This is a genomic window from Streptomyces sp. BK239 (assembly GCF_004217285.1).
Lineage (GTDB): Bacteria > Actinomycetota > Actinomycetes > Streptomycetales > Streptomycetaceae > Streptomyces.
Genome location: NZ_SHKS01000001.1, coordinates 516178 through 542676 on the forward strand (window position 1 = coordinate 516178; position 26499 = coordinate 542676).

Sequence of the window (26499 nt, forward strand, 5' to 3'; positions counted from 1 at the left end):
GGTGCTCGTCTTCGCCGCCTCCGACAAGGGGGGCACGGGCCGTTCCGTCACCAGCGCCAACCTCGCCTACCACCGCGCGCTGGACGGGGACGACGTCTGCTACCTCGACTTCGACTTCGGCTCGCCCACCGCGGCCGCCGTCTTCGACCTGCCCGACGTGCTCGGGGAGGCCGAGGGGCGGGGCCTGCACTCCTACCTCAAGGGCGAGGTGGGCGAGCCGCTGCGGGTCGACGTGTGGGCCCGCACCGAACACCCCGTCCTGCTCAGCCGGCCCGGCGGCTCCGGCCGGCTGGTGCTGCTGCCCGGCGACCGCTCCGGCGGTGAATTCGTCACCGACGCGGAGAACCTGCACCGGTGCGTGGACCTCGTCCTGCGACTGAAACGCGAATTCGACGTCATCATCGTCGACTTGAGCGCCGGACGCAGTTATGCGATGGACCTCGCGCTGCTCGCCACCTCGCCCCGCGGCGGGCTCGGGCGACTGAAAACGCGATGGCTCGTCTATCACCGCTGGACCCGCCAGCACGTGATGGCGGCCGCCGAACTCGTGTACGGGAAACAGGGCATAGTCGAGGCCGGTTGCGCCATGGGCCACGACTCGGACGCGCTCAACGCCGCGATCCGTTTCGTACGGGCCGCCGTTCCCAATCTCGAGTCGCCGCTCTGGTCGCAGGTCTCACCCGCCCAGTACGCGTGGATGCGGCAGTGCGACACGCAACTGGAGGAAATCGCGGCCGGCCGCGGCATCGGCAAGACGCGGGTGCTGTCGTCCATTCCGCTGGAACCCGTCCTCCAGTGGCAGGAACGCCTCATCACCGACGAGGACGTCCACGACCGCCGGATCGCCAATGTCGAGACCTGGCAGAAGATGGGCGAACTCGCACAACGCCTGACCGACGACACCTACTGGGGGCAGCTGTGAGCGGGCCGGGAACGGTGTTCCGGGAGACCAGCGCGCAGCCGCGCACAGAATCCGTGCCCTACTCCCATCTCTCCCTGGAATTAGGGCACTTGTACATGGAGGACTTCGTCGAAGGCCCCGACCGGCTGCGCCGCCACTTCGCCGCCGTACGGCCCTGGGTGGACGCCGCCAGGGCCGGCGTCGGCCCGCTGCCGGCCGGCCGACGACCGAGGATCAGCACCTGCTTCCTCATCGACGACTACTTCAGCCGGCTCTCCACCCCCGCCGAACTCGTCCCGCCGCTGCTCGAAGCGGCGGCCGAGTCCGGCCTCACCATCGACTACCTGGCCCGCGAGTCGGGCTGCGCCGGCCCCGCCCTCGCCGGCCCCGGCCCGGCCGGCGGGTCCGGCCGCCGCGACCGCGCCGTCCTCGCCGAGGCCGTCCTGCACCGGCTCGTGGAGTCGCCCCCGCCCGGCAGCAACGGCTTCCGCCCGCCCGTCAGCCGCACCGGCTGGCTCACCAACGGCCGCCGCGCCCCCTCCCGGCGCACCTCCGCCGCCCTGGACGCCACCGGGGCGGTCTGGGAGCCGCCGAGCGAGACCGGCGCGCGCGGCCACTCCGTCTTCATGGACGTCGAACTGTGGAGCGGGCCCGAGGACGAGCGCACCTGGTCCTGCGCCTTCCTCGCCTCGGTCTGGCAGCTCGTCCGGCTCGGGCTGCTGCGCGACAACGGCCAGGCCGTGCTGACCCCCGCCGTCTGGGACGACAAGGCGTTCCCGGCCGACTGGGACGCGCTGCCGCCCGTCGTCCGCCTCAACCCGCTCGCGCCGCCCTTCACCGCGTACGCCACGTGCAGCATCCTCCCGGCCCGGTTCCTGCCCGTGGAGCACGCCGTCCGCGTCGTCCTCGACCAGGTCCACGTCGAGGAGGAGGCGCTGCGCCAGGTCGCCGAACGCTCCGCGGGCGAGGGCGTCACCGTGCCCGCCGGGGTCGTGGACCGCACCTCCTACGTGTTCCCGCCGGGGCTGTGACATGAGCGGCCTGGGCACGACCACGGGGCCCGTCCTGGCCTGCGGCGAGGTGCGGACCTGTCTGCTGCCCAACCGTGACGCGGTGGACGAGCGGGCAGCCGAGGGGCTGCTGCGCCTGCGCGCCGACGAACGCGTCCGGCTGTCCCGGCGTCCCAACCGGCACGCCGTCTCCCCGGACGTCCTCACCGGCGTGGACTGCCGGCTGCCCACCGCCACCGGCGCCCGGATCCGCGCCGTCGGCACGGTGACCGCCCGCGCGGCGCTCGTCGAGGGCCGGGTGTTGCAGTCGACGGCGTCCTTCTCCCTCCCGGCGGACGGGCCCGACCGGCGCCAGCCCTGGGGCTACTACCTGGTCCGGCCGGGCTCCCTCGTCCCCGTCGGCCGGCTCCCCGAGAAGTCGGTCCGGGAGGGCTTCCTCACCGGGAGCCGGCAGGGCGAGCTGGACGTCGGCTCGGTCGCCGAGAGCCTGCTGGCGCGGATCTCCCGGCGGCACGAACTGGACCACGACGCCCCGCTCACCACCGCCGACACCAGCCTGCGCTGGACGGCGTCCCCGACCGCCGCGGGCGAGGAGGCGTCCCTGCACTTCACCGAGGCCGGCGACGGACTGAGGGTCGTGGAGCTGCGGCTGCCGCCCGGCACCGAGCCCGCGGCGGTGGCCGGCCTGTGCGAGGACCTCGCCCTGCACGACTGGCTGCTGACGACCGTCGCCGACAAGCTCGACGGCCTGCGGCTCGGCTCCGACGACCGCAAGGCCGCGCTGAAGGTGCTGCGCCCGCTCGTCGACCACCTGCTGCACCTGTGGATGCCCAGGGCCCGCGTCGACCGCGCGCTGACCACCCCCTGGGAGGAGCTGGAGAAGAATCCCGGGTTCAGCAGACAGTGGACCACCCTGGCCCAGCGCATCCGCGACCAGCTCGCCCTGCAGAACCTCATCAGCCGCGAGGAACACGGCGGCGCGCTCAGCACACCCTGACGGCACCACGGCACAGCCCGTACCACCGCACAGCCCGTACGGCAGCACAGCAAGGGAAGGCACCACGGCACCGGTCCGCGCATGATCCCGACGGGGGGAGAAAGAGAGATGAACGCTCCGGCGCACACGTTGGAAGGCGCTCGGCATGTGACCCAGAAACTCCTGGTCACCGTGGTGGTGGGCGGTGTGGTCTACCTGCTCACCAACGTCCTCGGAGCCGACGAGGAAGGCCCGTGGCAGCTCGTGCTGTCCGTGCTGTGCGGCGGCATCGTGCTGATCGTGCAGTTCCTCGTGTCCTTCGTGAACCAGATGAACGCCGTCAAGGACTCGGTGGACAAGAGGTTCGCCGACATCGGCAAGGCCACCAAGCTCTTCAACGAGGTGGAGAAGCTGCGCGGCGACGGCGTGCCCCGGCTCGCCGAACACGCCACCAAGGTCGTCTCCATGGGGCCGGACATCCTGCACGCGTTCGCGCACGCCGAGATCGACCGACTGGCCGCGCAGATGGAGGACTTCACCAACCTCGTCGCCGAGTGCCCCGGCGAGAACCACGACTGGCTCATGACCCTCACCCGGTGCACCCGCAAGAGCATCGACGCCATCAGCACCACCGTCGTCGACGACAGCTTCTGGAACACCGAACCCGCCGGCCGCTACCTCACCGCCCAGCGGGAGGCCATCCTCGACCCCGAGCGCCGTATCCGGGTGCGGCGGCTGTTCATCGTCAAACGGCCCGAGGAGTTCTCCGCCCTGGGGCCGATCTGCACCGAGCAGCGGGACATGGGGATCGACGTGCGGGTGGTCGCGCTGGAGGAGCTCCCGCCGTACTTCCGGCGCGGCAAGATGATCGACTTCATCGTGTTCGACGAGGCGCTGACGTACGAGATCCACGCCGACCAGCTCAGCGTGAACTCCTCCACCACGATCAACGCCCGCGCGAACGAGGTCGAGCCCCTGCGCCGCCGGTTCAACCTGCTCTGGGACGCAGCCGACCCGGCCAACTCCCCGAACGGCCTGCCCGGCCAGGTACGGGTCAGGAGCGGCGGCCCCGACCCGGACTGACGCCGGTGACGCCCGGCCGGGCCCGGTCCCACCGGTCCGGCCGCGGTGCCGGGGTCAGGCGGCCTCGGTGATCTCGGCGGACGCCCGATCCGCTGCCGTCTCCCCGCGCCGTACGGCCAGGAGCAGCAGCGGTGTCGCCAGCAGCAGCGCGCCCGCCAGGGCGATCGCGGTGCGCGGCCCGGTGAGAGCGGCCAGGCCGCCCCACAGCGCGGTCAGGGCCGCCACGCTCGCCTTGGTCCCCACCGACCACGCCGACAGAGTACGGGCCACCCGGTCCGTCGGGGTCAGCTCCAGCCGGGTGGTGGCGAGGACGGGGTTGAACACGCCCGCGCAGGCGATCAGTCCCAGCTCCACCGTCATCACCAGGACGAGCCCGGCGACGCCCGGCCCGACGAAGGCCAGCCCGAGCGACCAGCACGCGCGCAGCACCCCCGTGCCGAGCAGCACCCGCCGGCGGCCGTACCGGGCCACCAGCCGGGGCGCCAGCCGTGATCCGATCAGCCCGCCGACGCAGGGCACGGCGAAGGCCAGCGCGTACTGCCAGGGGGCGAAGCCCAGCGGGCCCAGCATCAGCACGGCCAGCGGCGGCGCGGTCGCCATGATCAGACCGTTGACCAGCGCGGCGTTGAGGAACAGCGGCCGCAGCACGGGATGCGCGAACAGGTGCCGCCAGCCGGCGAGCAGGTCCCCGGCGCGCAGTCGCTGCCCGTCCCGCGCCGCGGTCACCCGCGCCGGCGCCGGCTCGCGCGCCCGGATCGCCCGCAGGCCCGCCGCCGACAGCAGATAGCTGACCGCGTCCGCCACGACCGTCACGACCGGGCCGAACAGGCCGATCGCGGCGCCTCCCAGGGGCGGGCCCAGCATGGTGGCCGTCCAACTCGTCGATTCGAAGCGGCCGTTGGCGGCGAGCAGGCGCTCCGGCGGCAGCAGCGACTTCAGGAAGGCGCCGCTCGCCGCGGTGAAGGAGATGTCGGCCGCGGCGACGACCGCGGACACCAGCAGCAACTGGCCGACGCCGAGCCCGCCCAGCCAGTAGGCGACGGGCACGCTCAGCAGCACCGCGCACCGCACCAGGTCCGCCGTGATCATCACCGGCCGTTTCCGCCTGAACTCCACCCACGGCCCGAGCGGCACCGCCAGCAGCGCCCCGACCGCAGGTCCCACCGCGGCCAGCGCCGCCACCTCGGCCGGCCCGGCGTGCAGCACCAGCACGGCGATCAGCGGGAACGCGTCGAACGCCAGCCGGGTCCCGAACGCGCTGACCGTGTACGCCCCCCACAGCCACCCGAAGTCGCGCCCCAACGCCCACCGCACCACCCGGGCGATCCTACGGTGCCCGCCCACCCCCCACCCGGCATGGGCGAGAATGAACCCATGAGCCTGTTCGACAGCGGTGCGCGATGAGTCTGTTCCGGGATGACGGCGTAGTGCTTCGCGCTCAGAAGCTCGGCGAGGCCGACCGGATCATGCTGTGTCTTTGCGGGGGGCGACCCCCGCACCCCCAGCAGGCCTGGGGCGGTGTGCGATGAGTCTGTTCCGGGATGACGGCGTCGTCCTGCGCACCCAGAAGCTCGGCGAGGCCGACCGGATCATGCTGTGTCTTTGCGGGGGGCGACCCCCGCACCCCCAGCAGGCCTGGGGCGGTGTGCGATGAGTCTGTTCCGGGATGACGGCGTCGTCCTGCGCACCCAGAAGCTCGGCGAGGCCGACCGGATCATCACGTTGCTCACGCGGGGGCATGGGCGGGTGCGGGCGGTCGCTCGGGGGGTGCGGCGGACCAAGTCGAAGTTCGGGGCCCGGCTGGAGCCGTTCTCGCATGTGGACGTGCAGTTCTTCGCGCGGGGCAGCGAGCTGATCGGCCGCGGGCTGCCGCTGTGCACGCAGAGCGAGACCATCGCGCCGTACGGCGGCGGCATCGTCAGCGACTACGCCCGCTACACCGCCGGCACCGCCATGCTGGAGACCGCCGAGCGGTTCACCGACCACGAGGGCGAGCCGGCCGTGCAGCAGTACCTGCTGCTCGTGGGCGCCCTGAGGACGCTGGCCCGGGGCGAGCACGCCCCCCACCTCGTCCTCGACGCGTTCCTGCTGCGCTCCCTCGCCGTCAACGGCTACGCGCCCAGCTTCGGCGACTGCGCCAAGTGCGGCATGCCCGGCCCGAACCGGTTCTTCTCCGTGGCCTCCGGCGGTTCCGTGTGCGCCGACTGCCGGGTCCCCGGCAGCGTCGTACCCTCGCCGCAGACCCTGGAACTGCTGGGCGCGCTGCTCACGGGAGACTGGGAGACGGCGGACGCGTGCGAGGCACGCCACGTCCGGGAGGGCAGCGGACTGGTCTCCGCCTACCTGCACTGGCACATGGAGCGCGGTCTGCGCTCCCTTCGGTATGTAGAGAAGTAAGCGGCTAGAGGAGAGAAGACACACATGGTGGTACGCGGGTTCCTGGGGCGGCAGCGCCGGGAGTACAAGGCACCGGAACCGCACCCGTCCGGCGCCCGCGCGCCGAAGGTCCCCGGCGAGCTGGTCCCGGAGCACGTGGCGATCGTCATGGACGGCAACGGCCGCTGGGCGAAGGAGCGCGGGCTGCCCCGCACCGAGGGGCACAAGGTCGGCGCCGAGCGGGTGCTCGACGTGCTCCAGGGCGCGGTCGAGATCGGCGTGAAGAACATCTCCCTGTACGCCTTCTCCACCGAGAACTGGAAGCGTTCGCCCGACGAGGTGCGCTTCCTGATGAACTTCAACCGCGACTTCATCCGCAAGACCCGCGACCAGCTCGACGAACTGGGCATCCGGGTGCGCTGGGTGGGCCGCATGCCCAAGCTGTGGAAGTCGGTCGCCAAGGAGCTCCAGATCGCCCAGGAGCAGACCAAGGACAACGACCGGCTCACCCTGTACTTCTGCATGAACTACGGCGGCCGCGCCGAGATCGCCGACGCCGCGCAGGCCCTCGCCGAGGACGTGAAGGCGGGCCGTCTCGACCCGTCGAAGGTCAACGAGAAGACGCTGCAGAAGTACCTGTACTACCCGGACATGCCGGACGTCGACATGTTCCTGCGGCCCAGCGGCGAGCAGCGCACGTCCAACTACCTGCTCTGGCAGAGCGCGTACGCCGAGCTGGTCTTCCAGGACGTCCTGTGGCCCGACTTCGACCGCCGCGACCTGTGGCGCGCCTGCATCGAATACGCCTCCCGCGACCGCCGCTTCGGCGGAGCCGTCCCCAACGAGGAACTCCTCGCCATGGAGGGCCGGGAAGGGGAGTAGCGGCACTCTCCGATCGGGCTGGGCCCACCAGCCCGTCCGGCGCTTGAGGACGAGGCCCGTCCAGGGCCGACGGGGGGTCCGGGGCACAGCCCCCGGTCACGGCCACGACAGGGACCCGCACCGTACTCCGGCTCACCCCGCGGAGCACTCCGCACAGGTCCCGAAGATCTCCACCGTGTGCGCCACGTTCACGAACCCGTGCTCCGCGGCGATGGCCTCCGCCCACTTCTCCACCGCGGGGCCCTCGACCTCGACCGCCTTGCCGCAGCTGCGGCAGACGAGGTGGTGGTGGTGGTCGCCGCTGGAGCAGCGGCGGTAGACGGACTCGCCGTCGGAGGTGCGCAGGACGTCGACCTCGCCGGCGTCGGCGAGGGACTGGAGGGTCCGGTAGACCGTCGTCAGCCCGACCGAGTCGCCCTTGTGCTTGAGCATGTCGTGGAGTTCCTGCGCGCTGCGGAACTCCTCGACCTCGTCGAGCGCCGCCGCCACTGCGGCACGCTGCCTGGTGGCGCGGCCCTTCACGGGCGGTCCAGCGGTCGTCACCGTTGCCTCCTCCGTTGGCTCGGTTCACGTCTGCGGCTTGCCGGGCCATTGTGCCAGCCTGTGCCGTGCGCGGTCAGACGCCGATGCCGTCGCCCGCCTCCCTGGTGGCCGGAATCGCGCACTCCGCGGGGTCCCCGGCGGGCTGGGCGGCGGCGGCCGCGCGGGCGCGTCGTCGGGCGAGCGGGGCGGCGAGCGCGGTCAGGGCGATGAACGCGCCGATGGTGAGCAGCACGATCGTCGCGCCGGGCGGGACGTCCTGGTAGTACGAGGTGACGGTGCCGCCGAGGGTGACGGTGACGCCGATGGCCACGGCGACGGCGAACGTCGCCGTGAAGCTGCGGGTGAGCTGCTGGGCCGCCGCGACCGGGACCACCATCAGCGCGGAGACCAGCAGGAGCCCGACGACCCGCATGGCGACGGTCACCGTGACGGCGGCGGTGACCGCGGTCAGCAGGTTCAAGGCGCGCACCGGCAGTCCGGTCACCCGGGCGAACTCCTCGTCCTGGCTGACGGCGAACAGGTGCCGGCGCAGGCCCAGGGTGACGAGGACGACGAAGGCGGCCAGCACGCAGATCGCCGTGACGTCGGACTCCGACACGGTCGACAGGGAGCCGAAGAGGTAGGAGTTCAGGTTGGCGTTGGAGCCGGTCGGCGCGAGGTTGATGAACATCACGCCGCCGGCCATGCCGCCGTAGAAGAGCATCGCGAGGGCGATGTCGCCGCGGGTGCGGCCGTACCAGCGGATCAGTTCCATGAGGACCGCGCCGAGGACGGAGACGGCGGTGGCCATCCACACCGGGGACCAGGACAGCAGGAAGCCGAGGCCGACGCCGGTCATCGCGACATGGCCGATGCCGTCGCCCATGAGGGCCTGGCGGCGCTGGACGAGGTAGATGCCGACGGCGGGGGCGGTGACGCCGACCAGGACGGCGGCGAGCAGCGCCCGCTGCATGAAGGCGTAGTTCAGGAAGTCCATCAGCTCAGCAGTCCCGTGCGGATCGGTTCGGCGCCCGCCGGCGCGTGCGGGTGTACGTGGTCGTGGCCGGGCAGGGCGTGCTGGCCTACCGCGCGCGGGGGCGGGCCGTCGTGGGTCACGCAGCCGTCGCGCAGGACGACGGCGCGGTCGATGAGGGGTTCCAGCGGGCCGAGTTCGTGCAGGACGAGCAGGACCGTGGCGCCCTGGGCGACCTGCTTCTCCAGGGTCCGGGCGAGGACCTCCTGGCTGGCGAGGTCGACGCCCGCCATCGGCTCGTCCATGATCAGCAGTTCGGGTTCCGCGGCGAGCGCGCGGGCGATCAGCACCCGCTGGTGCTGGCCGCCGGAGAGGGCGTTCACGGAGTCCTTGGCCCGGTCGGCCATGCCGACGAGGTCCAGGGCGCGGGTCACGGCCTCGTGGTCGGCCTTGCGCAGGATGCCGAAGCGGGCCCGGGACAGCCGGCCGGAGGAGACGACCTCGGTGACGGTGGCCGGGACGCCGCCTGCGGCGGTGGTGCGCTGCGGTACGTAGCCCACGCGCCGCCACTCGCTGAAGCGCCGCCGGTCGGCGCCGAACAGCTCGATCCGGCCGGCGGTGACCGGGACCTGGCCGATGACGGTGCGCACGGCGGTGGACTTGCCGGAGCCGTTCGCGCCGAGCAGCGCGACGACCTCGCCGCGCCGTACGGTCAGGTCGATGCCGCGCAGGACGGGGCGTGAGCCCAGTTCGGCGCGGACCCCTTCGAGGGTGATGACGGGCTCGCGTTCGCCCTCTGTGACGCCGGTGTCCATGACGCCCTCCGTAGAGATCACTTGGTTCCCAGGGCCGTCTGCAGCGCCTTGAGGTTGGCTTTCTGGACCGCGAAGTAGTCCTTGCCGCGGGACTTGGCGGTGATGCCCTCGATCGGGTCGAGGACGTCCGTCCTCAGTCCGGCGTCCTTGGCGACGGTCTTGGCGGTCTTGTCGCTGACGAGGGTCTCGTAGAACACGGTCGAGACGCCGTCGGCCTTCGCCATCTTCTCAAGTTCGCGGACGCGGGCGGCACTCGGCTCCGACTCGGGGTCGAGGCCGCTGATGGCCTCCTCGGTCAGGCCGTAGCGCTCGGCGAGGTAGCCGAAGGCGGCGTGGGTGGTGATGAAGACCTTGGTCCGGGTGTTCGCGAGGCCGGTCTCGAACTGTGTGTTCAGGGCGTCCAGTTCGGAGACGAGGGCGGCGGTGTTCTTCTTGTAGTCGGCCGCGTGGCCGGGGTCGGCCTTCTCGAAGGCCGCGCCGACGCCCTTGGCGACCTCGGCGTACCTGACCGGGTCGAGCCAGATGTGGGGGTCGAGGCCGGCTTCCTCCTCGCCGTGCTCGTGGTCGTGCTCGGCCGCGTGGCCGCCGACCTCGCTGCCGTGCTGTTCCAGCGTGGTGAGCTTCGCGGCGTCGATCTTGGTCTTGACCTCGGACTGGGCCACCGCGTCGTCGACGGCGGGCTGGAGGTTCCTGAGGTACAGGAGCGCGTCGGCCTCTTCGACCTGGACTCGCTGCCGGGTGCTGAGCTCCAGGTCGTGCGGTTCCTGGCCGGGCCCGGTGAGGCTGCTGACGTGGACGTGGTCGCCGCCTATGCGCTCGGCGAGGAAGGCCATCGGGTAGAACGACGCGACGACGTCGAACTTGTCCGTGTTGCCCGCCGCGGCGCTCTGGCCGGAGCAGGCGGTGAGGGCGGTGAGGCCGAGGGCGGTGGCCGCCGCGACCGCGGTGCCCGGTATGAGGCGTCGTACGTTCATGACAGTCATTTTCAACAATGATGGAAACCGTTGTCAACAAGCGGTTCGTCACGGTCTGACCAGTGGACCGATTTGATTGAGAGGCAGGCACCGCCGGTACGCTGAAGCATTCGCTGGAAGCGTCTCGCTTCGCCCGCCCGTCTCCCGACATCGAGGCGCTACGCGCCGCACCCGTCAGTATTCGTCGTCGTTATGAAGAGAGCACCGTGGCCGCCGACAAGATCGACACCATCGTCAGCCTGAGCAAGCGCCGTGGCTTCGTATTCCCTTGTAGTGAGATCTACGGCGGTCAGCGCGCCGCCTGGGACTACGGACCGCTGGGTGTCGAGCTCAAGGAGAACCTGAAGCGCCAGTGGTGGCGCTACATGGTGACGTCGCGCGAGGACGTGGTCGGCCTCGACTCGTCCGTCATCCTGGCCCCCGAGGTCTGGGTCGCCTCGGGCCACGTCGCCACCTTCACGGACCCCCTCACCGAGTGCACCTCCTGCCACAAGCGGTTCCGCGCGGACCACCTGGAGGAGGCCTACGAGGCCAAGCACAACCGCCTCCCGGAGAACGGCCTGGCGGACCTGAACTGCCCCAACTGCGGCAACAAGGGCACCTTCACCGAGCCCAAGCAGTTCTCGGGCCTGCTCTCCACCCACCTCGGCCCCACGCAGGACTCCGGCTCCGTCGCCTACCTGCGCCCCGAGACCGCCCAGGGCATCTTCACCAACTTCGCCCAGGTGCAGACCACTTCGCGCCGCAAGCCGCCGTTCGGCATCGCGCAGATGGGCAAGTCCTTCCGCAACGAGATCACGCCCGGCAACTTCATCTTCCGCACCCGCGAGTTCGAGCAGATGGAGATGGAGTTCTTCGTCAAGCCGGGCGAGGACGAGCAGTGGCAGGAGTACTGGATGGAGCAGCGCTGGAACTGGTACACCGGTCTCGGCATGCGCGAGGAGAACATGCGGTGGTACGAGCACCCGAAGGAGAAGCTCTCCCACTACTCCAAGCGCACCGCTGACATCGAGTACCGCTTCCAGTTCGGCGGCAGCGAGTGGGGCGAGCTCGAGGGCGTCGCCAACCGCACCGACTACGACCTCGGCGCCCACTCGAAGGCCTCCGGTCAGGACCTCTCCTACTTCGACCAGGAGGCCCAGGAGCGCTGGACGCCGTACGTCATCGAGCCGGCGGCCGGCGTCGGCCGCGCGATGCTGGCGTTCCTGCTGGACGCCTACGTCGAGGACGAGGCCCCCAACGCCAAGGGCAAGCTGGAGAAGCGCACGGTGCTGCGCCTGGACCACCGTCTCGCCCCGGTGAAGGTCGCGGTGCTCCCGCTCTCCCGCAACCCGGAGCTGTCCCCGAAGGCCAAGGGCCTCGCCCAGGCGCTGCGCCAGAACTGGAACATCGAGTTCGACGACGCCGGCGCGATCGGCCGCCGCTACCGCCGCCAGGACGAGATCGGCACGCCGTACTGCGTCACCGTCGACTTCGACACCCTCGAGGACAACGCGGTGACGGTGCGCGAGCGCGACTCCATGAAGCAGGAGCGCGTGTCGCTGGACCAGATCGAGGGCTACCTCGCGAGCCGTCTGGTCGGTTGCTGACGCGTATCGCCTCTGATCGGGCTGCGAAGGCCCCGGTTCCGGAACGTTCCGTTTCGGAACCGGGGCCTTCGGTCATTCGGGACATGTCCGGCGCGGGTGGAAGGTGTCGGCGGTGACGTGGGGTGACAGCTGACAGATATTGAAATCTGTCAGCTGTCATGTCAGGCTGGATCCCATGACCCTTGACACCCGCATCCTCGGAACGACCGGCCCCCGCGTCTCCGCCCTCGGCCTCGGCTGCATGGGCATGTCGGCGCTGTACGGCGACGCGGACCGCACCGAGTCGATCGCCACCGTCCACGCCGCCCTGGAGGCCGGCGTGACCCTGCTCGACACCGGCGACTTCTACGGCATGGGCCACAACGAACTGCTCATCGGCGAGGCCCTGCGCACCGCGCCCGCCGCCCGCCGTGAACAGGCTCTGACCAGCGTGAAGTTCGGCGCGCTGCGCGGCCCGGACGGCGCCTGGTCCGGCTACGACGGCCGCCCGGCCGCCGTGCGCAACTTCGCCGCCTACTCCCTCCAGCGCCTCGGCGTCGACCACATCGACGTCTACCGCATCGCCCGACTCGACCCGGACGTCCCCATCGAGGAGACGGTCGGCGCCATCGCCGAACTCGTCGAGAAGGGGTACGTCCGCCACATCGGCCTGAGCGAGGTCGGCGCCGAGACGATCCGCAGGGCCGCCGCCACCGCCCCCATCGCCGACCTCCAGATCGAGTACGGCCTGATCACCCGCGGCATCGAACGGGAGATCCTCCCCACCCTCCGCGAGCTCGGCATCTCCGTCACCGCCTACGGAGTGCTGTCCCGTGGCCTGATCTCCGGGCACTTCTCGGCCGACCGGCAGCTCGCCGCGAACGACTTCCGCGCCCACTCGCCCCGCTTCCAGGGCGACAACCTCCGGCACAACCTGACCCTGGTGGAGTCGCTGCGGAAGATCGCCGAGCAGAAGGGCGTCTCCGTCGCCCAGATCGCCATCGCCTGGGTGCTGGCCCAGGGCGAGGACATCGTCCCGCTGATCGGCGCCCGCACCCGGGAGCGGCTGACGGAGTCGCTGGGCGCGCTGGACGTCGTCCTCGACGCGGACGACCTCGCGGCGATCGAGGCGGCCGTGCCGGCCGACGCGGCCGCCGGCGAGCGGTACGCGCCGGCCGCGATGGCGCACCTCGACAGCGAACGCTGATCCGGGCTCCCGGTACGGTCGGAGCATGGCACCGCAGACCTCCGAGACCCTGACCGCCGAGCGCATCCTCGAAGCCACCGAGGAGGTGCTGCGCCGCCACGGCCCGGCCAAGGCCACCGTGGTGGACGTGGCCCGCGCGCTCGGCGTCAGCCACGGCAGCGTCTACCGCCACTTCCGCACCAAGGCGGCGCTGCGCGAGGCGGTGACCAAGCGCTGGCTGGACCGCGCCTCGCAGGACCTCGCCGGCATCGCCGCCGACGAGGGGCGTGACCCGCAGACCCGGCTGCGCGTCTGGCTGGCGACCCTCTTCGAGGCCAAGCGCCGCAAGGCGGGCGACGATCCCGAGCTGTTCGCCACCTACCAGGTGCTGACCGGGGAGGCCGGCGCGGTGGTCGGCGAGCACCTGGCCGAGCTGACCGGACAGCTCACCCGGATCATCGAGGCGGGCGTCGCCTCCGGCGCCTTCACCGCCGCCGACCCCGCGGCCGAGGCCCGCACCGTCTTCCACGCCACCGCCCGCTTCCACGACCCCGGCTACGCCAAGGTCTGGCAACGCCCGGAAGCCGACGCGGACTTCACCGCCCTGGTGGACCTCCTGCTGAGAGCCCTGCGAGCAGCCTGAGCCCCAGCGCCCTCCGCTCACCGCACCCCGCGCGGCAGGCGCAGGCTCAGCAGCCCGGTCAGGACGATCGCGGCGAGCTGGACGGCCAGCGTCACCAGCATCGCGTCGCGCATCCCCCATCCCGGCGCCAGGGACAGGAACAGCGTGCCCAGCGTGGCCACGCCCAGGGCCAGCGAGGCCTGCTGCGTCGTCACCATCACACCGCTGCCGACGCCCGCACGGTCCGGCGGCACCTCGGACATCACGATCCGCATGACCACCGGCAACTGCAGCGCCTGCCCCGCACCCGCCACCGCCGTGCCCGGCAGCAGTGCCAGGAACCCCGGCTCCGGCCAGCCCTGCCACACCGCCGCCATGATCAGGCCCACGCCGGCGAACTGCGCCACCGCACCCGCCGTCACCACGCGGGCGCCGAAGCGGGCGACCAGCCGGGGCCCGGCGAGCGAGGCCGCGAAGAACGCCACCGCCATCGGCGCGAGCGCCAGCCCGGCCCGCACCGGTCCCAGCCCGGCCCCCTCCTGGAGGGCCACCGCGAGGACGAACATGAACCCGCTGAACCCGATCGTGAGCGGCGCCATGATCATCAGCCCTCGGCGCAGCGTGGTGAGCGCGAGCAGGCTCGGCGGCACCAGCGGTGTACGGCCGAGCCGGTCCGCCCGGCGCTCCACCGCGACGAAGGCGGCCGCCGCGAGCGGGGACGCGGCCAGCGACAGCCACGTCCACAGCGGCCAGCCCGCCGCCCGGCCCTCGGTGAGCGGGGCCAGCAACGTCAGCAGGGTCACGGCCAGCAGGGCCGTGCCGGGACCGTCCACCGGCTCCGGCCGCCGCGAGCGGGTCTCCGGGACGCTGCGCACGGCCAGCACCAGGCCGACGGCCACGACGGGCACGTTCACCAGGAAGACCGAGCGCCAGCCGACGCCGGCGATGTCGGCGGCGACCAGGACGCCGCCCAGGATCTGGCCCACCACCATCGACAGGCCGGCGGTCGCGCCGTACAGGCTCATCGCCCGGGCCCGCCGCGGGCCCTCGGTGGCCGCCTGGATGGTGGCCAGCACCTGCGGCACCATCGCGGCGGCCGCCGCGCCCTGCGCGCCCCGGGCGGCGACCAGCCACCAGGCGCCGGGCGCGAGTCCACAGGCCAGCGAGGTCAGACCGAAGGCGGCCATGCCGGCCAGGAAGAGCCGGCGCCGCCCGAACAGGTCGCCGAGCCGCCCGCCGAGGACGAGCAGGACGGCGTACGCCACCCCGTAGCCGGCGACGACGAGTTCGAGGACGGACTCGCTCGCGGAGAGGTCGGCGGCGAGCGAGGGGAGGGCGACGTTGACGATGAAGAAGTCGATGAGGGGGAGGGCCGCGCCCAGCAGGACGGTGAGGAGTCCCAGCGGGCCCAGCGCACGGGAATCCGCGGCCGGGGCCGACGGTGGCGCGGCTGTCGTGGTCAGAGTGTCAGTCACGGGGCCGAGCCTGCTCCCGCCCACCAAAGGGGTACCAGAGTCTCCTTATCCTGGTAGCAGCGGTACCTGGAACCAGGATCCGCGGGGCGGCAGGCTGGAGGCATGACGACGATGGTCCAGGAAGCGGCCGGACGCACGGAGGGCGGCGCGGAGATCCGCCGCCACGAACTGGCGGCCTTCCTGCGCAGCCGCCGCGAGCGGATCACCCCGGAAGAGGTCGGCCTGCCGCGCGGCGCCCGCCGGCGCACACCCGGGCTGCGGCGCGAGGAGGTGGCCCAGCTCTCCGCGGTAGGGGTCACCTGGTACACGTGGCTCGAACAGGCCCGGGACATCCAGGTCTCCGTACAGGTCCTGGACGCCCTCGCCCGCACCCTGATGCTCGACGCGAGCGAACGCGCCCACCTCTTCCAGCTGGCCGCCGCCACCGATCCGGCGCCCACCGCGGCCTGCGAAGGGGTCAGCGACGCCCTGCGCGAGACGCTGCGCCAGTTCGAACCCCTCCCGGCCTGCGTCCAGAACAGCCGCTACGACATCCTCGCCTACAACCGCACCTACGCCCGCCTCATGGGCGACCTCGACGCGATCCCGCCCGAGGACCGCAACTGCATGCTCCTCGTCCACACCCACCCCGACTGGCGCGCGACCGTCGTCCACCTGGAGGAGACGATGCGGCTGATGGCCGCCAAGCTGCGCGCCGCGATGGCCGGCCACCTCACCGAGCCGGCCTGGAAGATGCTGGTCAAGCGGCTCCAGACGGAGTCACCGGAGTTCCGCGAGAACTGGGAGCGCTACGAGGTCGTCAGCGCCCGCAGCCGGACCAAGTACTTCGTCAACCACCACGTGGGCCCGCTCACCCTGCACCACGTCGATCTCTGGCTCCGCCCCGAACAGGGGGCGCGGATGGTGACGTTCACGCCGGCGGACGAGGAGTCGAGGCGGCGGCTGGAGCTGCTGCACGAGATCGCCTGCCGCGAGGCGCCCGCCGTGCCGGCGGCGTGAGCGCCGGGCCGGGCCGGTCCGCTCAGCGGGGGCCCGGTGCGCCCACCGCCTCCTTGATCTCCTCGGCGTCCAACTGCGCCGCGGCCCGTTCGGCGGTGCCGCGGGCCCAGGGGCCCGTGGTGGCCGCGCCGACCGTGAGGACGGCGAGCCCGCAGGCGGTCAGGACCCACCACCCCGGCGTCGCGGCGGACACGAACGCCTCCCGGTACGAGGAACTCCCGACGCCCGCCGCCAGCAGCGCGCCGACCACCGCGACGCCGAGGGTCTGCCCCAGTTGGCGGCTGGTGGAGGCGACGGCGGCGGCGACGCCCGCCTGGGCGCGGGGCATGCCGGACACCGCCGTGTTGGTGATCGGCGCGTTGACGAATCCGAAGCCGATGCCGAACAGGGCGTACCCGAGGAACAGCGTGCCGTCGGAGGTCTCCGCGTCGAACGCGGCGAACAGCACCGCGCTCGCCGTCATCGCCGCCCCGGCGACGAGCAGCGGCAGCCGCGGTCCCGTACTGCCGACGAGCCGCCCGGACAGCGGCGCGCACAGGAACGTGGGCAGCGCCATCGGCAGCATCCACAGACCGGCGTGCAGGGCGTCCAGACCGCGCACGTTCTGCAGGTAGAGCGTCGACAGGAACAGGAAGCCGCCGAGCGCGGCGAACGCGCTGACCGCGATCACCGTGGCCCCGGTGAACGGCGCCGACCGGAAGAACCGCAGGTCGATGAGGGGCTCCTCGCGCCGGGGCTCGTAGCGCAGCAGCCCGGCCAGGGCGGCCAGCGCGACCGCCCCGAAGGGCAGGCTGGTGGCGGCTCCGGCCGTCGGCGCCTCGATGATCGCGTACGTCAGGGAGCCGAAGAGGGCGATGACCAGCAACTGGCCGACCGGGTCGGGGCGGCGTGCCTTGGGGGCCCGGGACTCGGGAACGAACCGCAGGGTGAGCAGCAGGGCGGCGAGGCCGACCGGCAGGTTGAGCCAGAAGATGGAGCGCCAGCCGACGGACTCCACCAGCACCCCGCCCACCAGCGGGCCCGCCGCCATCGAGATGCCGACGACAGCGCCCCACGCGCCGATCGCGCGGGCGCGCTCGCGGGGGTCGGTGAAGGTGTTGGTGATGATCGACATGGCGACCGGGTTGAGCATCGACCCGCCGACGGCCTGCACCATCCGCGCCGCGATCAGCAGCTCCAGGTTCGGCGCGAGGGAACAGAGCAGGGAACCGGCCGAGAACAGCACCAGGCCCGCCAGGAACACCTTCCGGCGGCCGATCCGGTCCGCGGTGGAACCCGCGAGCATCAGCAGCGCGGCCAGGACCAGCGTGTAGGCGTCGATGGTCCACTGCAGACCGGCGGTGGAGGCGTGCAGGTCGCGCTGCACGGCGGGCAGCGCCACATTGAGGACGGTGTTGTCCAGGCTCACGATCAGCAGGCTCATGCAGCAGATCGCGAGGACGAGCAGACGTCGGCGGTGGCTGAGCTCGGGCATGCATGCATAGTACGCCTAACTAATGAATATCGTCGTCCCGCCATGCGGTGGGTGAGAATGGGGGGATGCCCACGACCGCGCCCACCAAGAACACGACGCTGCAGATCGGCCCGCACACCGTCCGGACCCCCGTCGTGCTGGCCCCGATGGCCGGCATCACCAACGCCCCCTTCCGCACCCTGTGCAGGCACTTCGCCGAAGGCGCGGGCTTCGCCGGAGATGAAGGCTTCGCCGGAGGCGAGGCGAAGGGCGGCGACGGCGGCTTCAAGGCCCTGTTCGTGAGCGAGATGATCACCACCCGCGCGCTGGTCGAACGCAACGAGAAGACCATGCAGCTGATCCACTTCGACGCGACCGAGAAGCCGCGCTCGATCCAGCTGTACGGCGTCGACCCCGCGACCGTCGGCAAGGCCGTCCGCATGATCGCGGAGGAGGGCCTCGCCGACCACATCGACCTCAACTTCGGCTGCCCCGTCCCCAAGGTGACCAGGAAGGGCGGCGGCTCGGCCCTGCCGTACAAGCGCCACCTGCTGCGCGCCATCCTGCGCGAGGCGGTCAGCGGCGCCGGGGACCTCCCGGTGACGATGAAGATGCGCAAGGGCATCGACGACGACCACATCACCTACCTCGACGCCGGCCGCATCGCCGTCGAGGAGGGCGTCACCGCCATCGCCCTGCACGGCCGCACGGCCGCCCAGCACTACGGCGGCACCGCCGACTGGGAGGCCATCGCCCGGCTGAAGGAACACGTCCCGGAGATCCCCGTCCTCGGCAACGGCGACATCTGGTCCGCCGAGGACGCGCTGCGGATGGTGCGGGAGACCGGCTGCGACGGCGTCGTCGTCGGGCGCGGCTGCCTGGGCCGGCCGTGGCTGTTCGCGGACCTCGTCGCCGCCTTCGAGGGCCGGACCGAGGACATCGCGCGGCCCTCCCTGCGCGAGGTCGCCGACGTCATGCTCCGGCACGCCGGCCTGCTCGGCGAGTGGATCGGCGACGAGTCCAAGGGCGTCGTCGACTTCCGCAAGCACGTCGCCTGGTACCTCAAGGGCTTCGCCGTCGGCTCCGAGATGCGGCGGCGGCTCGCGATCACCTCCTCGCTGGCCGAACTGCGCGCCGGGCTCGACGAACTGGACCTCGACCAGCCCTGGCCCGCCGGCGCCGACGGGCCCCGCGGCCGGACCTCCGGCAACAACCGGGTGGTGCTGCCGGACGGCTGGCTCAAGGACCCCTACGACTGTGCCGGCGTCGGCGAGGACGCGGAACTGGACACGTCCGGGGGCTGACCGGCCCGGCCGCGGCCGCTCACTTCGTCGGATGCGGCGTCGAGCCGTACGCCGTCAGGAAGCGGTCGCGGAACGAGTCCATCCTCCACACCGGGGCGTCGGGCGCGGGCTTCAGCCCGTCCGTCCACTTCCAGCCGGCGATCTTGTCGAGCACCTTCGGGTCCTTCGCCACGATCGACACCGGCACGTCCCGCACGGAGGTGTTCCCGCTGACCCGGGTGATCGGCTGGTGGTCGCCGAGGAAGACCAGCACGGTGTCGTCGGTGCCGTAGCGCTCCAGCCACTGGGTCAGCGCGGTCACCGAGTACTCCACCGACTTGCCGTACGCCACACGCGACTTGCCGGAGTCGCTGATGATGTCGGAGGCCTTCTGACCCTTCTTCTCGATGCTGTCGAAGACCGAACCGTCGCCGAGGTCCTTCCAGTCGACCATCTCCGGCACCGGGGCCCACGGCTGGTGGCTGGAGGTCAGGATGATCTCCGCCATCAGCGGCTTGGCGCGGTCCTTGCCGTGTTCCAGACGCTGGAACGACTCCAGGGCGTACTGGTCGGGCATGGTCGACCAGCTGAACGCGGGCCCCTGGTACCCCATCTGGAAGGCGTTGTAGACCTTGTCCAGGCCGTAGTACCGCTGCTCCGGCCAGGCCTTCTGCACACCCGGCATGATCCCGACCGTGTCCCAGGCGCCGGTCTTGCCGAACGCCTTGGTCAGGCTCAGATGGTCGCTGTTCATCACCGTGCGGTAGCGCTGCTGGTTGTCGATCCACAGCCCCGACATCGTGGTGGAGTGCCCGAGCCAGCTTCCGCCGCCGAACGTCGAGGACGTCAGCCAGCCGCTCTTGGCGCGGTAACCGGCCTTCGTCAGCGCCTGCCGGCCGGCGTCGAGGGCCCGGTCCACACCGGGTGAGATCTCCGGGTCCGTCAGGGCGACCCGGCCGTAGCTCTCGATGAACGTGAAGATCACGTCCTTGCCGCGCAGGTCGGGCAGCAGTTGCGCGGGGGGTGTGTTCCCGAAGGCGTCGACGCGGGTCTCCTTCTCGAAGGCCGCCTCGTCCCGCAGGGTCTTGCGCACCTCCCTGGCCTTGTCGGTCAGGGCGGTCGCGGCCCGGTCCTGGGCGATCGGCTCGCCCGTGTACTGCAGCCCGAGGGCCGAGCAGGTCATCCACACCGTGCCCGCGGCCAGCGTGGCCCGGGTCGCGGTCTGCCGGTGGTCCGCCAGCAGGTTGCCCAGCCGCACCACGGCCAGCGCCATGGAGGCGAACAGCCCCACGACCAGCAGCACCACGCCGACGGCCGCGCCGACGGCGACCGCCTCGCCCATCGAGTCGGCGACGTAGGACTGGGCGTCGTCCAGCAGCCCCCAGTCCAGGATCGGGTTGAAGGTGCGGCCGAGGTACTCGGCGTACCCCATGTCCAGCATGTTCAGCACGGTCAGCGCCGCGAGGACCACCCCGCCGGCGGCGGCGACCGCCACCCGGGGTTTGCGCGGCAGCGCCAGCAGCAGGGCCGCCGCGATGATCGCCTCGCCGGGAAGCCGCAGGAACTGGTCCGTGCGCAGCATCTGGAGCTGGTTCGGCAGCAGCAGGGCGCCGAGCACGAGCACGGCGGACAGGATCGTCGCCGTCCAGCGCAGCGCCCGCGCGGCACGCGGATGCCGGCCCCGCCAGGAACGCCAGTGCGCGAGACGGGCCAGGAAGGAGGCCGGGCGGGGCTGCCGGGAGGCGTTCTCGGTGTTCTCGGAATCTTCGGCGCTCGCTGAAGCCTCGGGGGTTTCGGCGGGCTCGGGGGTGCCGGTGGGCTCGTCGCTCTCCGGCGTTTCGGCGTTCTGCAGGTTCTCGGGTTTCCCGGGCTCGGTGTCCTGCGGGGGCTCGGGGTTCCCGGCGTCAGGCGAGGTCTCGGAGTTCCCGGCGGCCTCGGGTTCCTCGGAGGTCCCGGTGGTCTCGGGGTTCTCAGCCTTCCCGGTGGTCCCGGGCTTCTCAGTGATCCCGGGATTCTCAGCGGTCGTCCCGGGGTCCTCGGGTTCCTTCGGGTCGGGCAGGTGGCGAGAGCGTGTGGAGGCGGGCACCCGAGAGGTCCTTCCGTACGAAGCCGGGTGGAGCGGCGGACCCGACAGGGGGCCATGGGATCCGCCACCTTTCGTACGGCTTGCTCCAGGCCGGTGTTCACCCCGCACGGCCAGCGGCGGGCAAACACCGTGCAAACGCCCCGCCAAGTCCCCCGTGCCCCGTCCACCGCCGTGATCAGCGCCGACGGGTCCGCCGCCGAGCATGATTCCCGTCCGCACGCGACTTCGGCGCGTCGTCCGGATGGTGAAATCCGCCCGGCCGTGGCAGCGTGATTCTCGCCACCCTTGATAGGGGCAGCGCTCAGATGAGCGGATCATGAGCGGATGCACTTCCTCAAGGACTGGCACTGAGTGCCACCCTTTGATCGTTCATCGATCGAAATCAAGCGTGGCGCAAGCCGCTCAGATGAGCGTTTTGCGGGGCTCGTCGAGAGGCTTGCGTTCAAGAAGTGAAAACATAGGCTGCTCAACGCTTGCCCAGCTTTGACTTTCGATCCCGTGGCGGGCGACCGGTTACGGGCGCATGACGCGCAAGTGGACGTACCCAGAAGCCTTCGATCTGGGTATGTTCCTGGCCGTCAGGGCAGCCACCGCGTCCTCGAGGAGTCGAGACCCGTGTCGGAAAACAAAGATCTCCCGGTAGCCGATCAGGCCGCGACCGTTGAGAGCGTGAAGTTCGTCTACGACTTCACCGAGGGCAACAAGGACCTCAAGGACCTCCTCGGCGGCAAGGGCGCGAACCTCGCCGAGATGACGAACCTGGGCCTGCCGGTCCCGCCCGGGTTCACCATCACCACCGAGGCCTGCAAGGTCTACCTCGACAGCGGCGACGAGCCGGTGGCACTGCGTGACGAGGTCAGCGCCCACCTCGACGCCCTCGAGGGCAAGATGGGCAAGAAGCTCGGCCAGGCCGACGACCCGCTCCTCGTCTCCGTCCGCTCGGGCGCCAAGTTCTCCATGCCCGGCATGATGGACACCGTCCTGAACATCGGGCTCTCCGACAAGTCGGTCCAGGGCCTGGCCAAGCAGGCCGGCGACGACCGCTTCGCCTGGGACTCCTACCGCCGCCTCATCCAGATGTTCGGCAAGACCGTCCTCGGCGTCGACGGCGAGCTGTTCGAGGACGCGCTGGAGGCGGCGAAGGCGGCCAAGAAGGTCACCGTCGACACCGAGCTGGAGGCGGCCGACCTCAAGAAGCTCGTCACCAAGTTCAAGAAGATCGTCAAGACCGAGGCCGGCCGGGACTTCCCGCAGGACCCGCGCGAGCAGATGGACCTCGCCATCAAGGCCGTCTTCGACTCGTGGAACGGCGACCGCGCCAAGCTGTACCGGCGCCAGGAGCGCATCCCGCACGACCTCGGCACGGCCGTCAACGTCTGCTCCATGGTCTTCGGCAACCTCGGCCCCGACTCCGGCACCGGCGTCGCCTTCACCCGCGACCCCGCCTCCGGCCACCAGGGCGTCTACGGCGACTACCTCCAGAACGCCCAGGGCGAGGACGTCGTCGCGGGCATCCGCAACACGGTCCCGCTCGCGGAGCTGGAGTCGATCGACAAGAAGTCGTACGACCAGCTGATGCAGATCATGGAGACCCTGGAGAACCACTACAAGGATCTCTGCGACATCGAGTTCACCATCGAGCGCGGCCAGCTGTGGATGCTCCAGACCCGCGTCGGCAAGCGCACCGCGGGCGCGGCCTTCCGCATCGCGACGCAGCTCGTGGACCAGGGGCTCATCGACGAGGCGGAGGCGCTCCAGCGCGTCAACGGCGCCCAGCTCGCCCAGCTGATGTTCCCCCGCTTCGACGAGGACGCGAAGATCGCGCAGGTCGGCCGGGGCATCGCCGCCTCACCGGGCGCGGCGGTCGGCAAGGCGGTCTTCGACTCGTACACCGCCGTCAAGTGGTCCCGCTCGGGCGAGAAGGTCATCCTGGTCCGCCGTGAGACCAACCCCGACGACCTCGACGGCATGATCGCGGCGGAGGGCATCCTCACCTCCCGCGGCGGCAAGACCTCCCACGCGGCCGTCGTCGCGCGCGGCATGGGCAAGACCTGTGTCTGCGGCGCGGAGGAGCTCGAGGTCGACACCAAGCGCCGCCGGATGACCGTGCCGGGCGGCCACGTGGTGGAGGAGGGCGACGTCATCTCCATCGACGGCTCCTCCGGCAAGGTCTACCTGGGCGAGGTCCCGGTGGTCCCCTCCCCGGTCGTGGAGTACTTCGAGGGCCGTATGCACGCCGGCGCCCACGACGCCGACGAACTGGTCGAGGCGGTCCACCGGATCATGGCCTTCGCCGACCGCAAGCGGCGCCTGAGGGTCCGCGCCAACGCAGACAACGCCGAGGACGCGCTGCGCGCCCGCCGCTTCGGCGCCCAGGGCATCGGCCTGTGCCGCACGGAGCACATGTTCCTCGGCGACCGCCGTGAGCTGGTCGAGCGGCTGATCCTGGCCGACACGGAGGCCGAGCGCGAGGAGTCCCTGAAGGCGCTGCTCCCGCTGCAGAAGAAGGACTTCGTCGAGCTCTTCTCGGCGATGGACGGCCTCCCGGTGACGATCCGCCTCCTGGACCCGCCGCTGCACGAGTTCCTCCCCGACATCACCGAGCTGTCGGTCCGCGTGGCCCTGGCGGAGTCCCGTCAGGAGCCCCACGAGAACGAGCTGCGCCTGCTCCAGGCCGTCCACCGTCTGCACGAGCAGAACCCGATGCTGGGTCTGCGCGGCGTACGGCTCGGCCTGGTCATCCCCGGCCTGTTCACGATGCAGGTCCGCGCCATCGCCGAGGCGGCCGCCGAGCGCCGCAACGCCAAGGGCGACCCGCGCGCCGAGATCATGATCCCGCTCGTCGGCACGGTTCAGGAGCTGGAGATCGTGCGGGAGGAGGCCGACCAGGTCATCGCCGAGGTGCAGGAGGCCACGGGCACCGAGCTGAAGCTCGCGATCGGCACGATGATCGAGCTGCCGCGCGCCGCGCTCACGGCGGGCCAGATCGCCGAGGCGGCGGAGTTCTTCTCCTTCGGCACGAACGACCTCACCCAGACGGTGTGGGGCTTCTCCCGCGACGACGTGGAGGCCTCGTTCTTCACGGCCTACCTGGAGAAGGGCATCTTCGGCGTCTCCCCGTTCGAGACGATCGACAAGGACGGCGTGGGCTCGCTGGTCAAGCTGGCGGCGGAGGCGGGCCGTGCGACCCGCCCCGACCTCAAGCTGGGCGTCTGCGGCGAGCACGGCGGCGACCCGGAGTCGGTGCACTTCTTCCACGAGGCCGGCCTGGACTACGTCTCCTGCTCCCCGTTCCGCATCCCGGTGGCCCGCCTGGAAGCGGGCCGGGCGGCCACGCAGTCCACGGGCAGCGACCACCGCTGACCCCGCCGGGTCCTCGGCATCCCCGAGGGCCCGCCCGACCCCGGAGCCGCCGCGGTCCCCGACCCTCAGCACCGATCGCGACGGCTCCGGCACGCAAGAGGAGGGCGACACCCTGTGCGGGGGTGTCGCCCTCTTGTGTTGTGTGGGCCGGGCTTCGGGGGCTGCTACTCGCAGGCCGAGCCGTCGCCGTCGCGGTCGAGGTGGCGGTCGTAGCCGGGGTCGCCCGGGTGCAGCGGGGTGGCGCCGGCGGCCCGGGCCTCGGTGCAGTTGGCGTAGTACACGTCGGCGCCGCCGGAGCCCCCGGAGGTGCCCTGGTCGTCGGACGTCGTGTCGTCGTTCGCCGGTGCCGGCGCGGTGACCGTCTTGGTGACCTGCACCTTCACCGTCGCCGTGGCCGTCACGGTCGTGGCGGGGCGTGGCGCCGCCGTGGCAGTCGCCGTGGCCGTCGTGGTGACGGTCACCGTCGGGCGGGGCTCGGCCGAGAGGGGCTTGGCGTCAGAGGCGGCCTTCCCGTCGTCGCCGGCGCCGATGCCGACGCCGACGAACAGCGCCAGTGCCAGGGCCGGCAGGACGAAGCGCTTGCGGGCCCACTTGGGCGGGACGGGAGCAGCGGTGGCGTACGGGTTGGTCATGGTGTCGTCCCCCCAGGGCTGGTGCTTGAAGGGACGACGGTAAGCCGTGATCCATTGAAGTGGAGCAGATGTGGCCTAGTTGTGATGATTGTGTGAACCGGCAGGGTGGACGGGTCCCGTTGGGGTCACGAGCGGAACGGGCCCCGTATTTCGTAGGTGATGCCGCCCGACGAACTGCCCGAGGTGCCGCGCTGGCTGGAGAAGTAGAGGCGGGTGCCGTCGGGGGAGAAGGCCGGGCCGGTGATCTCCGAGAGGGACTGGCCGTCGACGCGGAGGAAGGGGGCGACGACGTCGTCCGGGGTGATGACGCAGATCTCCATGTTGCCGCCGTCCTCCGCGACGAACAGGTCGCCGGACGCGGTGCCGGTGACGTTGTCCACGCCCGTGAGCGGGGGTGTGCCGCTCGCCACCAGGGAGTCGTCGTAGGCGAGTTCGATGGTCTCGGCGGCGGGGTTGTACCGCCAGACGCGGTTGTCGCCCTTCGTCGTGAACCAGCAGGCGCCGTCGGCGTAGTAGCAGCCCTCGCCGCCGTTGAAGCGCTTGGCGCCGGACACCTGGTTGCGGGTGGCGGTGGCGCCGGTGGGGTCGGGGACCCGGGACCAGCGGACCGGGCCGCTGGTCGCGCTGCCCGCCACCAGCACCTCCAGCGTCCCGGCGGACAGGTCGCCCCAGGTCGTCGGGCGGAAGCGGTAGAAGCAGCCGTCGGAGACGTCCTCCGTCAGGTAGATCACCTGACGGACCGGGTCGGCGGCCGCCGCCTCGTGCTTGAAGCGGCCCATCGCGTCCCGCCGCACCGCCGCCTTCACTCCCCACGGATCGGTCTCGTAGACGTACCCCCGGTCGACCTCCTCGCAGGACAGCCAGGTGTTCCAAGGCGTCTTCCCGCCGGCGCAGTTGGTGCGGGTGCCGGACAGCACGCGGTACGCCGAGGTGACCGTCCCCGTCGAGGAGAACCGCACCGCGCTCGCGCCGCCCGACGGGTTGATCTCCGAGTTGGACACGTAGATCCAGCCGGTTCCGTCGGCGTAACACGCTCCGCCGTCGGGGGCGTTGTGCCAGGTGTACGAGGTGCCGGGCACTGTCTGCCCGGAGCGGGCGATCACCCGGCTGGTGAAACCGGCCGGGAGGCGGATGCCGCTCGCGTCCGGAGCGCCGAGCGCCCCGTACGGTCCGGCGCCGGGCTGGGCGGGCGCGGCGTACGCGGCGCCGCGCCACAGGGTTCCGCCGAGCGCGGCGGAGGTCCCGCCGAGCACGGCCGCACGCAGGAGGGTACGACGTTCCACGTCAGCTCCAGGAGTGTCGACACCGGCCCGCCACCGG

The 26499-nt window shown here is 71.6% G+C and carries 23 protein-coding genes; 13 read left to right on the top strand and 10 right to left on the bottom strand.

Features of this window, described 5'->3' with window-relative positions; translation table 11 throughout:
* Window position 1 precedes the first annotated feature (1 nt).
* The 4 genes from EV567_RS02280 (at window position 2) to EV567_RS02295 (ending at window position 3970) form a co-directional block, all read left to right on the top strand.
* Window positions 2-922, top strand: coding sequence for an SCO2523 family variant P-loop protein (locus EV567_RS02280; protein ID WP_130436859.1), 921 nt, complete (start codon window positions 2-4; stop codon window positions 920-922).
* A 53-nt stretch (window positions 923-975) separates the two neighbouring features.
* Complete coding sequence (locus tag EV567_RS02285) at window positions 976-1932, top strand: SCO2522 family protein (protein ID WP_242620646.1); 957 nt, start codon at window positions 976-978, stop codon at window positions 1930-1932.
* Between the two features lies 1 nt (window position 1933).
* Window positions 1934-2908, top strand: coding sequence for an SCO2521 family protein (locus EV567_RS02290; RefSeq protein WP_130436860.1), 975 nt, complete (start codon window positions 1934-1936; stop codon window positions 2906-2908).
* A 147-nt stretch (window positions 2909-3055) separates the two neighbouring features.
* Window positions 3056-3970, top strand: coding sequence for a hypothetical protein (locus EV567_RS02295; protein WP_242620647.1), 915 nt, complete (start codon window positions 3056-3058; stop codon window positions 3968-3970).
* 54 nt (window positions 3971-4024) lie between these two features.
* Here EV567_RS02295 and EV567_RS02300 read toward each other — a convergent pair whose 3' ends face one another.
* A complete protein-coding gene (locus EV567_RS02300; protein ID WP_242620648.1) occupies window positions 4025-5287 on the bottom strand; it encodes an MFS transporter in 1263 nt (420 codons plus the stop codon).
* Window positions 5288-5495: 208 nt separating this feature from the next.
* On the opposite strand from EV567_RS02300, the gene EV567_RS28445 reads away from it, so the two are divergent.
* The 3 genes from EV567_RS28445 to EV567_RS02320 are packed head-to-tail and all read left to right on the top strand — an operon-like array spanning window position 5496 to window position 7228.
* Window positions 5496-5624, top strand: a complete 129-nt coding sequence (locus EV567_RS28445) for a recombination protein O N-terminal domain-containing protein (RefSeq protein WP_130436863.1) — start codon at window positions 5496-5498, stop codon at window positions 5622-5624.
* Window positions 5621-6367, top strand: coding sequence for a DNA repair protein RecO (gene recO, locus EV567_RS02315; RefSeq protein WP_130436864.1), 747 nt, complete (start codon window positions 5621-5623; stop codon window positions 6365-6367). Before EV567_RS28445 ends, recO begins: the two co-directional genes overlap by 4 nt.
* Window positions 6368-6391: 24 nt before the next feature.
* Window positions 6392-7228 carry an isoprenyl transferase gene (locus tag EV567_RS02320; protein ID WP_130436865.1) on the top strand — a complete coding sequence of 279 codons (837 nt, stop codon included), beginning with the start codon at window positions 6392-6394 and terminating at the stop codon, window positions 7226-7228.
* A gap of 132 nt (window positions 7229-7360) precedes the next feature.
* Here the strand turns inward: EV567_RS02320 and EV567_RS02325 are convergent, their stop codons facing one another.
* The 4 genes from EV567_RS02325 to EV567_RS02340 form a co-directional block, all read right to left on the bottom strand.
* Complete coding sequence (locus tag EV567_RS02325; protein ID WP_130436866.1) at window positions 7361-7771, bottom strand: Fur family transcriptional regulator; 411 nt, start codon at window positions 7769-7771, stop codon at window positions 7361-7363.
* A 73-nt stretch (window positions 7772-7844) separates the two neighbouring features.
* The gene (locus EV567_RS02330; protein ID WP_130436867.1) at window positions 7845-8747 is read right to left on the bottom strand and encodes a metal ABC transporter permease; all 903 of its coding nucleotides are present in this window, start codon (window positions 8745-8747) and stop codon (window positions 7845-7847) included.
* Window positions 8747-9538, bottom strand: a complete 792-nt coding sequence (locus tag EV567_RS02335; RefSeq protein WP_130436868.1) for a metal ABC transporter ATP-binding protein — start codon at window positions 9536-9538, stop codon at window positions 8747-8749. The genes EV567_RS02330 and EV567_RS02335 overlap by 1 nt, the downstream gene beginning before the upstream one ends.
* 17 nt (window positions 9539-9555) lie before the next feature.
* Window positions 9556-10512: a metal ABC transporter substrate-binding protein gene (locus EV567_RS02340; protein WP_130436869.1), complete on the bottom strand. Its 957-nt coding sequence runs from the start codon at window positions 10510-10512 to the stop codon at window positions 9556-9558.
* 206 nt (window positions 10513-10718) lie between these two features.
* On the opposite strand from EV567_RS02340, the gene EV567_RS02345 reads away from it, so the two are divergent.
* From EV567_RS02345 to EV567_RS02355, 3 genes are all read left to right on the top strand, one after another.
* Complete coding sequence (locus EV567_RS02345) at window positions 10719-12101, top strand: glycine--tRNA ligase (protein WP_130436870.1); 1383 nt, start codon at window positions 10719-10721, stop codon at window positions 12099-12101.
* A gap of 175 nt (window positions 12102-12276) precedes the next feature.
* Entirely contained in the window at window positions 12277-13287 is a 1011-nt protein-coding gene (locus EV567_RS02350; protein ID WP_130436871.1) for an aldo/keto reductase, read from the top strand.
* 25 nt (window positions 13288-13312) lie between these two features.
* A complete protein-coding gene (locus EV567_RS02355; RefSeq protein ID WP_130436872.1) occupies window positions 13313-13909 on the top strand; it encodes a TetR family transcriptional regulator in 597 nt (198 codons plus the stop codon).
* A 17-nt stretch (window positions 13910-13926) separates the two neighbouring features.
* On the opposite strand, the gene EV567_RS02360 is transcribed toward EV567_RS02355, so the two are convergent.
* The gene (locus EV567_RS02360; RefSeq protein ID WP_165430290.1) at window positions 13927-15363 is read right to left on the bottom strand and encodes an MFS transporter; all 1437 of its coding nucleotides are present in this window, start codon (window positions 15361-15363) and stop codon (window positions 13927-13929) included.
* 102 nt (window positions 15364-15465) lie between these two features.
* On the opposite strand from EV567_RS02360, the gene EV567_RS02365 reads away from it, so the two are divergent.
* Window positions 15466-16362 (top strand): helix-turn-helix transcriptional regulator, encoded by an 897-nt coding sequence (locus tag EV567_RS02365; RefSeq protein WP_130436873.1) that lies wholly within the window; start codon window positions 15466-15468, stop codon window positions 16360-16362.
* 22 nt (window positions 16363-16384) lie between these two features.
* Here EV567_RS02365 and EV567_RS02370 read toward each other — a convergent pair whose 3' ends face one another.
* Complete coding sequence (locus EV567_RS02370) at window positions 16385-17836, bottom strand: MFS transporter (protein WP_130436874.1); 1452 nt, start codon at window positions 17834-17836, stop codon at window positions 16385-16387.
* Between the two features lie 65 nt (window positions 17837-17901).
* Between EV567_RS02370 and dusB the strand changes: the two genes are divergently transcribed.
* The gene (gene dusB / locus EV567_RS02375; protein WP_130436875.1) at window positions 17902-19119 is read left to right on the top strand and encodes a tRNA dihydrouridine synthase DusB; all 1218 of its coding nucleotides are present in this window, start codon (window positions 17902-17904) and stop codon (window positions 19117-19119) included.
* A gap of 19 nt (window positions 19120-19138) precedes the next feature.
* Here the strand turns inward: dusB and EV567_RS02380 are convergent, their stop codons facing one another.
* Window positions 19139-21184, bottom strand: coding sequence for a CDP-alcohol phosphatidyltransferase (locus EV567_RS02380; protein ID WP_130436876.1), 2046 nt, complete (start codon window positions 21182-21184; stop codon window positions 19139-19141).
* A gap of 615 nt (window positions 21185-21799) precedes the next feature.
* Between EV567_RS02380 and ppdK the strand changes: the two genes are divergently transcribed.
* Window positions 21800-24547, top strand: coding sequence for a pyruvate, phosphate dikinase (gene ppdK, locus EV567_RS02385; RefSeq protein ID WP_130436877.1), 2748 nt, complete (start codon window positions 21800-21802; stop codon window positions 24545-24547).
* A gap of 164 nt (window positions 24548-24711) precedes the next feature.
* On the opposite strand, the gene EV567_RS02390 is transcribed toward ppdK, so the two are convergent.
* Both EV567_RS02390 and EV567_RS02395 read right to left on the bottom strand, forming a co-directional pair.
* The gene (locus EV567_RS02390; RefSeq protein ID WP_130436878.1) at window positions 24712-25179 is read right to left on the bottom strand and encodes an excalibur calcium-binding domain-containing protein; all 468 of its coding nucleotides are present in this window, start codon (window positions 25177-25179) and stop codon (window positions 24712-24714) included.
* Window positions 25180-25304: 125 nt separating this feature from the next.
* A complete protein-coding gene (locus EV567_RS02395) occupies window positions 25305-26462 on the bottom strand; it encodes an alkaline phosphatase PhoX (RefSeq protein ID WP_130436879.1) in 1158 nt (385 codons plus the stop codon).
* Window positions 26463-26499 lie beyond the last annotated feature (37 nt).

What these genes read in the sequence shown, in the direction of transcription:
- EV567_RS02290 (WP_130436860.1), top strand. Translation starts at nt 1,934, where the DNA reads ATGAGCGGCCTGGGCACGACCACGGGGCCCGTCCTGGCCTGCGGCGAG.
- EV567_RS28445 (WP_130436863.1), top strand. Translation starts at nt 5,496, where the DNA reads ATGAGTCTGTTCCGGGATGACGGCGTCGTCCTGCGCACCCAGAAGCTC.
- recO (WP_130436864.1), top strand. Translation starts at nt 5,621, where the DNA reads ATGAGTCTGTTCCGGGATGACGGCGTCGTCCTGCGCACCCAGAAGCTC.
- EV567_RS02320 (WP_130436865.1), top strand. Translation starts at nt 6,392, where the DNA reads ATGGTGGTACGCGGGTTCCTGGGGCGGCAGCGCCGGGAGTACAAGGCA.
- EV567_RS02330 (WP_130436867.1), bottom strand. Translation starts at nt 8,747, where the DNA reads ATGGACTTCCTGAACTACGCCTTCATGCAGCGGGCGCTGCTCGCCGCC.
- EV567_RS02335 (WP_130436868.1), bottom strand. Translation starts at nt 9,538, where the DNA reads ATGGACACCGGCGTCACAGAGGGCGAACGCGAGCCCGTCATCACCCTC.
- EV567_RS02340 (WP_130436869.1), bottom strand. Translation starts at nt 10,512, where the DNA reads ATGAACGTACGACGCCTCATACCGGGCACCGCGGTCGCGGCGGCCACC.
- EV567_RS02350 (WP_130436871.1), top strand. Translation starts at nt 12,277, where the DNA reads ATGACCCTTGACACCCGCATCCTCGGAACGACCGGCCCCCGCGTCTCC.
- EV567_RS02355 (WP_130436872.1), top strand. Translation starts at nt 13,313, where the DNA reads ATGGCACCGCAGACCTCCGAGACCCTGACCGCCGAGCGCATCCTCGAA.
- EV567_RS02365 (WP_130436873.1), top strand. Translation starts at nt 15,466, where the DNA reads ATGACGACGATGGTCCAGGAAGCGGCCGGACGCACGGAGGGCGGCGCG.
- EV567_RS02370 (WP_130436874.1), bottom strand. Translation starts at nt 17,836, where the DNA reads ATGCCCGAGCTCAGCCACCGCCGACGTCTGCTCGTCCTCGCGATCTGC.
- dusB (WP_130436875.1), top strand. Translation starts at nt 17,902, where the DNA reads ATGCCCACGACCGCGCCCACCAAGAACACGACGCTGCAGATCGGCCCG.
- EV567_RS02390 (WP_130436878.1), bottom strand. Translation starts at nt 25,179, where the DNA reads ATGACCAACCCGTACGCCACCGCTGCTCCCGTCCCGCCCAAGTGGGCC.